This is a genomic window from Streptomyces sp. NPDC048521 (assembly GCF_043199855.1).
GTDB lineage: Bacteria > Actinomycetota > Actinomycetes > Streptomycetales > Streptomycetaceae > Streptomyces.
Window position 1 is genome coordinate 121,744 of record NZ_JBICWR010000008.1, and the last position, 11,911, is coordinate 133,654.

General features: G+C 71.6%; 12 protein-coding genes. 8 read left to right on the top strand and 4 right to left on the bottom strand.

Annotated elements, in window-relative coordinates:
- Positions 1 to 18: 18 nt before the first annotated feature.
- The 4 genes from ACGFRF_RS20285 to ACGFRF_RS20300 all read left to right on the top strand — a co-directional run bounded on the left by ACGFRF_RS20285 (position 19) and on the right by ACGFRF_RS20300 (position 3,524).
- Positions 19 to 618: a TetR/AcrR family transcriptional regulator gene (locus tag ACGFRF_RS20285; RefSeq protein ID WP_393741754.1), complete on the top strand. Its 600-nt coding sequence runs from the start codon at positions 19 to 21 to the stop codon at positions 616 to 618.
- Positions 619 to 754: 136 nt separating this feature from the next.
- Entirely contained in the window at positions 755 to 1,912 is a 1,158-nt protein-coding gene (locus tag ACGFRF_RS20290) for an acyl-CoA dehydrogenase family protein (RefSeq protein ID WP_393742128.1), read from the top strand.
- 36 nt (positions 1,913 to 1,948) lie between these two features.
- Positions 1,949 to 2,815, top strand: a complete 867-nt coding sequence (gene tesB, locus ACGFRF_RS20295) for an acyl-CoA thioesterase II (protein WP_393741756.1) — start codon at positions 1,949 to 1,951, stop codon at positions 2,813 to 2,815.
- 304 nt (positions 2,816 to 3,119) lie between these two features.
- Complete coding sequence (locus ACGFRF_RS20300) at positions 3,120 to 3,524, top strand: hypothetical protein (RefSeq protein ID WP_393741758.1); 405 nt, start codon at positions 3,120 to 3,122, stop codon at positions 3,522 to 3,524.
- 79 nt (positions 3,525 to 3,603) lie between these two features.
- Here ACGFRF_RS20300 and ACGFRF_RS20305 read toward each other — a convergent pair whose 3' ends face one another.
- Both ACGFRF_RS20305 and ACGFRF_RS20310 read right to left on the bottom strand, forming a co-directional pair.
- Positions 3,604 to 4,392 carry a phosphatase gene (locus tag ACGFRF_RS20305; RefSeq protein WP_393741760.1) on the bottom strand — a complete coding sequence of 263 codons (789 nt, stop codon included), beginning with the start codon at positions 4,390 to 4,392 and terminating at the stop codon, positions 3,604 to 3,606.
- 77 nt (positions 4,393 to 4,469) lie between these two features.
- On the bottom strand, positions 4,470 to 6,056 hold the full coding sequence (locus ACGFRF_RS20310) for a PucR family transcriptional regulator ligand-binding domain-containing protein (RefSeq protein ID WP_393741762.1): 1,587 nt from the start codon (positions 6,054 to 6,056) through the stop codon (positions 4,470 to 4,472).
- Between the two features lie 205 nt (positions 6,057 to 6,261).
- On the opposite strand from ACGFRF_RS20310, the gene ACGFRF_RS20315 reads away from it, so the two are divergent.
- From ACGFRF_RS20315 to ACGFRF_RS20325, 3 genes are read left to right on the top strand one after another with little or no spacing between them, the layout of a single operon-like run.
- Complete coding sequence (locus ACGFRF_RS20315; protein WP_393741764.1) at positions 6,262 to 7,722, top strand: sodium:solute symporter; 1,461 nt, start codon at positions 6,262 to 6,264, stop codon at positions 7,720 to 7,722.
- Positions 7,723 to 7,778: 56 nt separating this feature from the next.
- Positions 7,779 to 8,747, top strand: a complete 969-nt coding sequence (gene speB, locus ACGFRF_RS20320) for an agmatinase (RefSeq protein WP_393741766.1) — start codon at positions 7,779 to 7,781, stop codon at positions 8,745 to 8,747.
- A gap of 23 nt (positions 8,748 to 8,770) precedes the next feature.
- Positions 8,771 to 10,456, top strand: a complete 1,686-nt coding sequence (locus ACGFRF_RS20325) for a thiamine pyrophosphate-binding protein (protein WP_393741768.1) — start codon at positions 8,771 to 8,773, stop codon at positions 10,454 to 10,456.
- Between the two features lie 90 nt (positions 10,457 to 10,546).
- On the opposite strand, the gene ACGFRF_RS20330 is transcribed toward ACGFRF_RS20325, so the two are convergent.
- Together ACGFRF_RS20330 and ACGFRF_RS20335 are read right to left on the bottom strand one after the other, a co-directional pair.
- Positions 10,547 to 10,669, bottom strand: coding sequence for a peptidase inhibitor family I36 protein (locus tag ACGFRF_RS20330; protein ID WP_393741770.1), 123 nt, complete (start codon positions 10,667 to 10,669; stop codon positions 10,547 to 10,549).
- 4 nt (positions 10,670 to 10,673) lie between these two features.
- Positions 10,674 to 10,874, bottom strand: coding sequence for a hypothetical protein (locus ACGFRF_RS20335; protein ID WP_393741772.1), 201 nt, complete (start codon positions 10,872 to 10,874; stop codon positions 10,674 to 10,676).
- Between the two features lie 108 nt (positions 10,875 to 10,982).
- On the opposite strand from ACGFRF_RS20335, the gene ACGFRF_RS20340 reads away from it, so the two are divergent.
- Positions 10,983 to 11,906: a serine hydrolase gene (locus ACGFRF_RS20340; RefSeq protein ID WP_393741774.1), complete on the top strand. Its 924-nt coding sequence runs from the start codon at positions 10,983 to 10,985 to the stop codon at positions 11,904 to 11,906.
- Positions 11,907 to 11,911: the final 5 nt, after the last annotated feature.

The following is an 11,911-nucleotide window of genomic DNA, read 5'->3' on the forward strand; positions in this document are numbered from 1 at the left end:
CTGTCTAGAATTGCCTGCATGGTCACCAGAACCGACGCCCCCACCCGCCGCGAGCAGATCCTCAAGGAGGCCGCCCGGCTCTTCGCCGAACGCGGCTTCCACGGCGTCGGTGTCGACGAGATAGGTGCCGCCGTCGGCATCAGCGGCCCCGGCCTCTACCGGCACTTCCCGGGCAAGGACGCGATGCTCGCCGAGTTGCTGGTCGGCATCAGCGGCCAGCTGCTGACGGGAGCGAAGCGCCGTCTGGCGGAGGCCGACGGGGACAGCGGTGCCGCGGCGGTCCTCGACTCCCTCATCGAGGGCCACATCGACTTCGCCCTCGACGACCGTCCCCTGATCACCCTGCACGACCGCGAGCTGGACCGCCTGCGCGACAGCGACCGCAAGCTGGTCCGCCAGCTCCAGCGGCAGTACGTGGAGCTGTGGGTCGAGGTGGTCCGGGAGGTCTACCCAGGCCTCACCGAGCCCAGCGCCCGCTCGGCCGTCCACTCGGTGTTCGGGCTGCTCAACTCCACGCCCCACCTCGGCCGGGCCGGCACCCTGCCCGGACGCGGGGCCATGGCGGCCCTGCTGCACCGGATGGCTCGGGGGGCGTTCGCGGCGGCGGGTGCCGCATAACCGGGTCCGGCGTGCGGCCGGGATCCCGGGGCGTGACGAGCGTTACGGCCGACCCCCCCTGGACGGGGTTCCGTACTCGCCGGTACGGTGAGTGAGCAAGCGCTTAGACATGCCGAGGTACGTGGAGGTGGGCGGCGTGCGCCGTACGGTGTTCAACGAGGATCACGAGGCGTTCCGGGAGACTCTTCGCGCCTTCATCGAGGCCGAGGTCGTGCCCGTGTACGACGAGTGGTTCGCCGCCGGCCAGGCGCCGCGCGACTTCTACTACAAGCTCGGTGAGCTGGGCGTCTTCGGCATCAGCGTGCCCGAGGAGTTCGGCGGCGCGGGCCTGGACACCCACAAGTTCGAGGCCGTCCTGTACGAGGAGACCTCGCGCGCGGGCGTGCAGTTCGGCGGCTCCGGCGTGCACGTGCTGCTGGCTCTGCCGTACATCAAGATGCTCGCCACCGAGGAGCAGAAGAAGCGCTACCTGCCGAAGTTCGTCACCGGCGAGGAGATGTGGGCCATCGCGATGACCGAGCCGGGCACCGGCTCCGACCTCGCGGGCATGAAGACCACCGCCAAGCTCTCCGAGGACGGCACGCACTACGTCCTCAACGGCGCCAAGACCTTCATCACCGGCGGTGTGCACGCCGACAAGGTGATCGTCTGCGCCCGCACGGCCGCGCCGACCGCCGAGGACCGCCGCCACGGCATCTCCCTGTTCGCCGTGGACACCAAGTCCGAGGGCTACTCCATCGGCCGCAAGCTCGACAAGCTGGGCCTGCGCACCTCCGACACCGCCGAGCTGGCCTTCGTCGACGTCAAGGTGCCGGTCGAGGACCTGCTCGGCGAGGAGAACAAGGGCTTCTCCTACCTCGGCCACAACCTGGCCTCCGAGCGCTGGGGCATCGCCTTCGGCGCCTACGCGCAGGCCAAGGCCGCCGTCCGGTTCGCCAAGCAGTACGTGCAGGAGCGCACCGTCTTCGGCAAGCCGGTCGCCCACTTCCAGAACACCAAGTTCGAGCTGGCCGCCTGCCAGGCCGAGGTGGACGCGGCGGAGGCCGTCGCGGACCGTGCGCTGGAGGCGCTGGACGCCGGTGAGCTGACCCCCGCCGAGGCCGCCTCCGCGAAGCTGTTCTGCACCGAGGTCGCCCACCGTGTGATCGACCGCTGCCTGCAGCTGCACGGCGGCTACGGCTACATGAACGAGTACCCGATCGCCCGTCTGTACGCGGACAACCGGGTCAACCGCATCTACGGCGGTACCAGCGAGATCATGAAGACGATCATCGCCAAGGACATGGGTCTGTAAGGTCCCCGCAATCGCTGGCCGGTACAACTGAACGCCATGAGCCAGGCACTTCAGGATCTCCTCGATCTGCTCGACCTGGAGCAGATCGAGGAGAACATCTTCCGCGGCCGGTCCCGCTCCGCCGTCGTCCCCCGGGTCTTCGGCGGGCAGGTCGCGGCGCAGGCGCTGGTCGCCGCCGGCCGGACGGTCCCCGCGGACCGGCCGGCCCACTCCCTGCACGCGTACTTCCTGCGCCCCGGCGACCCGGGCGCACCGATCGTCTACACCGTGGACCGCATCCGCGACGGCCGGTCCTTCACCACCCGGCGCGTGGTCGCCGTCCAGCACGGCAAGCCGATCTTCCATCTGTCGGCGTCCTTCCAGACGTACGAGGAAGGGCTCGACCACCAGACGCCCGTTCCGGCCGCGCCGGACCCGGCGACCCTGCCGACCTCCCAGGAGCGGCTGCGCGGCTACGGCCACCTGGCGCCGGACGTGGTGCAGCGGTTCCTTCAGGCACGCGAGGCGATCGACCTGCGGTACGTGGACGAGCCGCCGTACGGGAGGTTCGGCGAGCCGCGTGAGCCGCACTCCCAGGTGTGGTTCCGCACCAACGGCAAGCTGGACGACGATCCCCTGTCGCACGTCGTCCTCGCCACCTATGTCTCCGACATGACCCTGCTCGACTCCGTGCTGCTCGCGCACGGACGCGGCGGCTGGGCCGTCGGCGATGTCGTGGGGGCCTCACTGGACCACGCGATGTGGTTCCACCGGCCCTTCCGCGCCGACGAATGGCTGCTGTACGACCAGGAGTCGCCGTCCGCGCACGGTGGCCGGGGCCTCGGCCAGGCCCGCATATACACGCAGGACGGGCGGCTCGCCATCTCGGTCATCCAGGAGGGTGTTGTCCGCGTACCGAGATGAAGGTGATGAGGGTGCCGCCCGAGATGACGCGTGACGCAAGTGGGATTAGGCTCGTGGAGTGAAGGCCGCAGTGAACGGCATTCCCGGTCGACGAGGTTCCGGCCCTTGGGATCTCAGCCGCCGCACCCGGACATGCGGGTGCGCTGTCGGCGTCGGCGTCGGTGGTAAACGCCATCTCTCTACATTCTCGCTGCGGTGACACCTGAAGACCGCGTCGCGTCTTTCTCCTTATTCGTGGCGACGGCCATCACCTCGCGCCTTTCAGTCGAGAGCGCGAGAGACGATGGAAATGAAAGGTATTCCCATGCGATCACAGCGCACGAGGCGTGTCATCGCTCTGTCCGCGTCCGGTCTGCTGCTGGCCGGCGGAGCCGCGATTGGCGCGGCGGGACCGGCCTCGGCCAACTCGTCGCACGACCACAGCTCTTACAGCAGTAGCTGGGGCGACAACGACAACGGCCGTCACCACGGCAACAACAGCTGGTGGGACGACGACGATGACGACGACTACGGCGGCTATGGCGGTGACCACGGCGGCTACGGCGGCGGTCACGGCAACGGCGGCTATGGCGGTGACCACGGCGGCTACGGCGGCGGTCACGGCAACGGCGGCCACGGTGGCGGCGGTCACGGTGGCGGCGGTCACGGTGGCGGCGGCGGTCACGGTGGTGGCGGCGGCGGTCACGGTGGCGGCGGAGGAGGCCACTGACGTCGATGACGCGACCATGAGGTGAGCGCGCGGTGTGCGGGTCCGGTTGACCGGGCTCCGCACCGCGCCTGTCGTCTGGCTAGGCCAGGCCGGCCTCCGCCAGCAGATACGCCGTCATCGGGTCGTAGTGGCGGGGGCTGACCACGTGGTCGTCCAGCGGTACCACCACCTGCACGGTGCCCTCGGACTCGGCGAGGAACAGCGCGGGATCGTTGCAGTCGGCGTACCCGACGGAGTCGATGCCGTGCCGGCCCGCGTATCCGGCCCAGCCGTGGTCGGCGACGACCAGGTCGGGCAGCGGACGCCCCTCGCGCTCAAGTCCCGTGAGAACGGCCCGCATCGGCTCTCCCGAATGGGTGTGCCACAGCGTCGCCCCGTGCTCCAGCACGGCCACGTCGGCGAACTGCATGACATACCCCTCGTCCGTCTGCAGCCCGTCCGGGATGACGACGATCTCGCAGCCGGCGGCGCGCAGCGCGGCGGCCGTGGCCCGGTGCACGTCCAGCAGACCGCCCGGGTGACCGGTCGCGAACAGCACCCGCTGCCGTCCGTCGGCCGCCTTGCGCAACCGCGCCGCCATCCGGTCCAGCGCGTCCACCGTCAGCTCGGGGTCGATGGTGTCCTGCCCGTACCGGTACTCGGGATCGTCGTTGACGCCGACCCGCTCGGCCATGACCGCGAGCACGTCCTGCTCGTCCGCCCAGCGGTCGCCCAGCTCCAGGCCGAGCCAGAAGTTGCGGACCCCGTTGGCGAGCTGGCGGTAGTGGGAGAGGTTGTTCTCGCGGGGCGTGGCGACGTCCCCCGCGATACGGGTTCTCACCAGGTGGTCGACGAGCTGGGCGCGGCTGGGTGTCCCGGATATCGGCATGCCTTCCATTGTGGGGCAGCGGGCAGTCGGAGTCTTCGGCATATCGGCCCCTGGGACGGGGGTCACGCGGCGTGCCGTCAGCTCTGCCGCAGCGCGAACCACAACTCCATGCGCACGTCCGGGTCGTCCAGGTCGGCGTCCAACAGCGTGGCGCAGCGGGCGATCCGCTGCCGCACGGTGTTGCGGTGCACGTCCAGCGCCACCGCGGTGCGGTCCCAACTGCCGTGCAGGGACAGCCAGGTGCGCAGGGTCTCGGCGAGTGCGGCCTGTCCCGTGAGGGGAGCGAGCCGCGCGCGGGCGTGCGTCTCGGCGTCCTCCCGCGGCACCAGGTCCGCCAGGGCCGGCCGGGCCGCGTGCCGGACCAGCGGCGTGCGGGTGGCGCGGGCGCGGGCGAGGGCACGGGCCGCCTGGGTGTCGGCGGCCGGCCAGTCGTGCGGCGCGACGGCGGCGCTCACCCCGAGCGTCCAGCCGGGCTGCGGCTCCGGTTCCCGCCCGGCCGGCACCAGCACCCGTACGACGTCACGGGCGACGTCGACCAGCGGTGAACCCAGGGCGGCGCCGAGGGCGGAGGCGGCGACCGCGTCAGGGGAGTCCCCCTCGCCCGGGTGGGGCCGGGGGCCGGCGGGAGCCCGGGTCTCCGGTCGCGCGTGCACGACGAGCCACTGTCCGGTGCCGAGCAGCGGGGCCACCTCCGCGGGCGGGGCGCCCAGCAGCAGCCGTACCAGGGCGGTCGACCGGGCGGCGCCGGTGCCGCTCCGGTGTTCACCGGTCAGCAGGGAGAGCAGGACGGCGGCGACGGAGGCGATGGTGTGGTCGCTGGGGTCGCGGCGGGGTGTGGCCACACCGAGCACGAAGCCCGCTCCGGCGCCCAGGGCGTAGACGGCGAGGTGGGTGGAGCCGAGGGTGTCGGTGGCGGAGGTGGGCAGCGGCCGGGCGGCGGGCGCCGGCGCGCCGGGGCCGCCGCCCGGTGCGGGGCCCGCCGTCGCCGCCGTCGCCGTCGTCGCCCCGGCCGTCGGCCTGACCACCCCGGTCAGCTCCGCGAGCGCCGCGCGTACCCCCTGTGCCGGGGCGCGGCCCGCCGTCGCGATCTCGGTGCCGTCGGGGCCGTGCAGGACCGCGTGCCCGCCCAGGCGCTGGGCCAGCTGGCGGAGGACCGAGGGCACCGGGTCCGGGCGTGAGGCGGCTGCCGCCAGGCTCTGCTGCGCCTCCGTGACCCGGCGCAGCTCCGCGAGGCGGGCCTGGGCCATCTGCTGCCACACCGCGCGCGCCACCCCGGAGAACGTGGTCTGCGGCGGGACCTCCAGCAGGGGCAGCCCGTAGGCGTCGCAGGCGGCGACCAGGGCGCGCGGGACCGTGTCGTGCACCGGTGCCAGGCCGAAGCCGAGGGCCGCTCCGCCCGCCGCCACGATCCGGGAGACGTAGTCGTCGAAGTAGGTGCCCGAGCCGGCCGCCTCCGGGATGTGCACGCCGGCCGTCAGCAGCAGCTCGCCGCCCAGCAGGTACGGGTAGGGGTCGGCCATCTCCGAGGTGTGTGCCCAGTGGATCACGATGCCCTGGTCCGTGGGGCCCGCGATCTGTCGCAGCCCCAGGTCCTCCCGGGCCAGCAGGGCAGCGAGCGGGACGGGTGGGGTCGGTGGGACCGCTGGGGTGATCGTCTCCGGCATGGTGTGTGCGTTTCCTCCATCCCGCCCCGTTCATATGGATGAAACGTACTCTTCGCAGTCGCTTTCCGGCCACCTAGGGTCAACACGGAACGGCAGCCGCGGGTACGGGCGGATGTCCCCGCGATCCGCTGCCGTCACACCCTCTCCGGAGGGACCCCCACGTCTCTGCACGACACGCCACCGGAAGTGCGAAGGAGGGCCGCCCATGGCCGTCGACTACACAGTGATCGTCGTCTATCTCGCCGGCATGCTGGCCATGGGCTGGTGGGGCATGCGCCGCGCCAAGTCCAAGAGCGAGTTCCTGGTCGCCGGCCGCCGCCTCGGCCCCGCCATGTACTCCGGCACCATGGCCGCGATCGTCCTCGGCGGCGCCTCCACCATCGGCGGCGTGGGCCTCGGCTACCAGTACGGCCTCTCCGGCGCCTGGATGGTCTTCACCATCGGCCTCGGCCTGCTGGTCCTCTCCGTCTTCTTCTCCGCCCGCATCGCCCGCCTGAAGGTCTACACCGTCTCCGAGATGCTCGACCTGCGCTACGGCGGCCGGGCGGGCGTGATCTCGGGCGTGGTCATGTGGGCCTACACCCTCATGCTCGCGGTGACGTCCACCATCGCCTACGCCACGATCTTCGACGTCCTGTTCGACATGAACCGCACGGTCGCGATCGTCCTCGGCGGCTCGATCGTCGTCGCGTACTCGACCCTTGGCGGCATGTGGTCCATCACGCTGACCGACATGGTCCAGTTCGTGGTCAAGACGATCGGCGTGCTGCTCCTGCTGCTGCCCATCGCGGTGGTCAAGGCGGGCGGCTTCTCCGAGATGAAGGCCAAGCTGCCGACCGGCTACTTCGACCCGCTGGGCATCGGCGGCGAGACGATCTTCACCTACGTCCTGATCTACACGTTCGGCATGCTGATCGGCCAGGACATCTGGCAGCGCGTGTTCACCGCCCGCAGCGACACGACCGCCAAGTGGGGCGGCACGGTGGCCGGAACCTACTGCCTGGCCTACGCCCTCGCCGGCGCGGTGATCGGCACGGCCGCCAAGGTGCTCTACCCGAAGCTCGGCAGCCCCGACGAGGCCTTCGCCACCATCGTCAAGGACGAACTCCCCGTCGGTGTGCGCGGACTGGTGCTGGCCGCCGCCCTGGCCGCCGTGATGTCCACCTCCTCCGGCGCCCTGATCGCCTGCGCCACGGTCGCCAACAACGACATCTGGTCCCGGCTGCGCGGGATCGTACGACGGGACGGCGAGGAGCACGACGAGGTCGCGGGCAACCGCGCGTTCATCCTGCTCATGGGTCTGGCGGTGATCGGCACGGCGATCGCGCTCAACAACGTGGTCGAGGCGCTGACCGTGGCCTACAACCTCCTCGTCGGCGGCCTGCTCGTCCCCATCCTCGGCGGGCTGCTGTGGAAGCGCGGCACCGTGCAGGGCGCCCTCGCCTCCGTGATCGTCGGCGGCCTCGCCGTGATCGGCCTGATGGCCGGGTACGGCATCCTCGCCAACGAACCCGTCTACTACGGCCTGCTCGCCTCCCTCGCCGCCTACGTCGCCGTCTCCCTGGCGACGAAGCCCACCGACGAGACCGTCCTCGCCGCCTGGCGCGAGCGCCTCGCCGGACGGTCCCCCGAACTCGCGTCCGAACCGGTCCCGGCTCACCAGTAGAGTCGTACGGAAAGCAGTACATGCGCGACGAAGCGCAGGAAAGAAGGCATTTCATCATGAGCAGCAACGAGACGCCCCGCGGCCCCGTCGACTCCTCCCGCATCCCGCGGTACGCCGGACCCGCGACCTTCGCCCGGCTGCCCCGCCTCGACGAGGTCGGCACCGCCGACGTCGCCGTCGTGGGCGTGCCGTTCGACTCCGGCGTCTCGTACCGGCCGGGCGCCCGCTTCGGCGGCAACGCCATTCGCGAGGCGTCCCGGCTGCTGCGCCCCTACAACCCCGCGCAGGACGCCTCCCCCTTCGCCCTCGCCCAGGTCGCGGACGGTGGCGACATCGCCGTGAACCCGTTCAACATCAACGAGGCCGTGGAGACCGTCGAGGCGGCGGCGGACGAGCTGCTCGGCACGGGCGCCCGCCTGATGACGCTGGGTGGCGACCACACGATCGCGCTCCCCCTCCTGCGCTCGGTGGCGAAGAAGCACGGCCCGGTCGCCCTGCTCCACTTCGACGCCCACCTCGACACCTGGGACACCTACTTCGGCGCCGAGTACACCCACGGCACCCCGTTCCGCCGCGCGGTGGAGGAGGGCATCCTCGACACCTCGGCCCTCTCCCACGTCGGCACGCGCGGCCCGCTGTACGGCAAGCAGGACCTCACCGACGACGAGAAGATGGGCTTCGGCATCGTCACCTCCGCCGACGTCTACCGGCGCGGCGCCGACGAGGTCGCCGACCAGCTCCGCCAGCGCATCGGCGACCGCCCGCTGTACATCTCCATCGACATCGACTGCCTGGACCCGGCCCACGCGCCCGGCACGGGCACGCCGGAGGCGGGCGGCATGACGTCCCGTGAACTCCTGGAGATCCTGCGCGGGCTGGCTTCCTGCAACCTGGTGTCGGCGGACGTCGTCGAGGTCGCTCCCGCGTACGACCACGCGGAGATCACCTCGGTCGCGGCCTCCCACACCGCGTACGAACTGACCACCATCATGAGCCGCCAGATCGCGGCGGCCCGCAACGCCTGACGCTCCTTAGGGGACCGAGAGCAGTGACTCACGACCACGACCTGGTACTCCGCCCGACACCCGCGCAGACGGAGGCCGCGTTGAACCCTCCCCCCGGCCGCAACGGCGGAGACCTGGTCGTGGAGACCCTGGCCGGGCTGGGCGCGACGACCGTCTTCGGCCTGCCCGGCCAGCACGCCCTCGGCATGTTCGACGCCCTGCGCCGCTCCTCCCTCCGCTACATCGGCCTGCGGGTGGAGAACAACGCGGGCTTCGCGGCGGACGCGTACGGCCGGATCACCGGCGAGGCCGCCCCGCTGCTGCTGTCCACGGGCCCGGGCGCCCTGACCTCACTGGCCGCCCTCCAGGAGGCGGCAGCGGCCTCCGCCCCCGTCCTGGCGATCAGCAGCCAGATCCCCACGGCCGGCCTCGGCGGCGGCCGGCACGGCTACCTCCACGAACTCCCCGACCAGGCGGCCTCGTTCCGGGGTGTGGTGAAGTCGGTCCACACCGTCCGCACCCCGTCCCAGATCCCCTCCGCCGTCGCGGCGGCCTGGCGGTCGGCGCTGACCGCGCCGCACGGACCGGTGTGGGTGGAGATCCCGCAGGACGTGCTGCTGGCTCAGACCTCGCTGCCGGTGGTGACGGCGATGGACGCCACCCCGGACGATCTGGCCCCGCGTCCCGAACTGACCGCGCTGGCCGCCCACTTGCTGTCCCACGCGGCCCGCCCGGCGATCGTCGCGGGCGGCGGGGTCGTCCGCGCGGACGCCTCGGGAAAGCTGCGGCAGCTGGCCGAGAGGCTTCAGGCGCCCGTCGTGACGACCTTCGGCGGCAAGGGCGCCTTCCCCTGGACGCACCCGCTGTCCTTGCAGTCCTGGCTGGAGGACCGGCACACGACCGACTTCCTGGAGGACGCCGACGTACTCCTGGTGGTCGGCTCGGGCCTGGGCGAACTGTCCTCCAACTACCACACGTTCCAGCCCCGCGGCCGAGTGATCCAGATCGAGGCCGACCTCGGCAAACTGGAGTCCAACCACCCGGCGCTCGGCATCCACGCCGACGCCCGCCTGGCCCTCCAGGCCCTGCTGGAGACGGTCGAGGAGCGCACGGACGAGTCGGCGCCGGAGCGGGTGCGGGAGCTGCTGTCCCGCGTCGGCGAGCGCATCGCCGCCCAGGAACTGACCCTGGAACAGGACGTCCTCGCCTCGGTGCGCCGCGCCCTGCCCGCCGACTCCCCGTCCTTCTGGGACATGACGATCCTGGCGTACTGGGCCTGGTCGGCGTTCGACGCGCAGGACCCCAACACCATGCACTCCGCCCAGGGCGCCGGCGGCCTCGGCTACGGCTTCCCGGCGGCACTGGGCGCGGCGGCGGCGGACCCCACCCGCCCGGTCCTGGCGGTGTCCGGCGACGGCGGCGCCCTGTACTCGATCGCCGAACTGGCCACGGCCCGTCAGTACGACCTCAACGTCACCTGGCTCATCGTCGACGACGGCGGCTACGGCATCCTCCGCGAGTACATGACGGACGCCTTCGGCCAGGCGACGGCGACCGAGCTGACCCGCCCGGACTACGTGGCCCTGGCGGAGTCCTTCGGTGTGCCGGGCGTGCGCACGACTGCGGACACCCTGGAGCAGGACCTGGCGAAGGCACTCGCGTCACCGGGCCCCTCGGTCGTCGTGCTCCCGGCGCTGCTGCGGATGTTCGCGCCGACGCATCTGGGCTGACCGAAGGGGCGGGGGTGGGTGCGGGTCACGGTCGCGATCCCGGCGCCGGTGGCCGCATCAGGCGCATGCCCCTGGCGGTACCGCCTGCCGTCAGCAGCCGCTTGGGCCCACCCCGTCCGTCCGGCCGCCGAAGCCCTCGCCGCTCCAGAGACAGACGGAGCCGCCGGGGCAGGAGGGCGCGGCGGCGCGGGCCGACGCGGCATGCGCGGGCACGGCCTCACGTCCGACGGGTCCAGGCGGTAGATCGCCGACCGGGCTTCCGCACCCGGGCGGTCACCTCGGAGCCGACGGCACTGCCGCCGCCCGTCCTGCCCCCGCCCAGCTGGACGTAGTGCGACTCGCGCTTCTTCACCACCTTCTCCAGCCTGGCCGGGGGCATCGCCTTGTCCGTCGAGAGTCGGGCAGAACTCCGGTTCATCGAAAGCGAGTACAACCTCCGAGCACCCTGGCGAGTCCAGACAGACAGCGCACGGGTGCGCTCTACGGCGTTCAGGGGGACGCCCGTACGACTCAAGGGGGAGCTTTCATGACTTACCGGATATCCGGACGTGCCGGTGTGCTCGCGGCCGCCGTCAGCGCCGCGCTGCTCATACCCGCCGTGACCGCCGCCACCCCGGCCGCCGCCGCCACGCCCACCGTGAGCTGTACGTCCGCCAAGGCGGGCCTCGCCGCCAAGCTGAAGAAGGACATCACGGCCGCCCTCGCGAACCGCAAGGGCACCGTCGCCATCGGCCTGTACGACCGCAGCACGAAGACCACCTGCACCCTGCGGGCCACCAGCGCCTACGACTCGGCCAGCACCGTCAAGGTCACCGTGCTCGCCACGCTGCTGTGGGACGCCAAGAAGCACAACCGGTACCTGACGGACACCGAGGCCTCGCTCGCCAAGGCCATGATCACCAAGTCCGACAACAACGCGACCAGCAAGCTGTGGAAGCAGCTGGGCATGACGAAGATCAAGGGGTTCCTGGCCGCCGCCGGGATGACGAAGACGAAGCCGGGCGCGAACGGTTACTGGGGTCTCACCCAGGAGAACGTCACCGACGAGCAGAAGCTGCTCAAGCTCGTCACCGCCAAGAACACCGTGCTGAGCGACAACTCCCGGGCCTACATCCTGAAGCTGATGGGCCAGGTCGTCTCCTCACAGCGCTGGGGCACGCCCGCCGGCGCGCCGTCCTCCGTCGCCGTGCACGTCAAGAACGGCTGGCTGCAGCGCTCCACGCACGGCTGGCGCGTGCACAGCCTGGGCACCTTCAACGGCCGCGGCCACGACTACATGATCACCGTGCTGACGCAGGACAACAGCACCATGAACTACGGCGTCACCACCATCCAGAACGTCGCCAAGGCCATCCACAAGGACCTGGTCCCGACCACCGCCGGTGTCACGCGCTACACCCCGACCAACCGGCCGAGCGAGGCGCTCGTCGCCGCACCCCCGCAGGGCTGACGCAC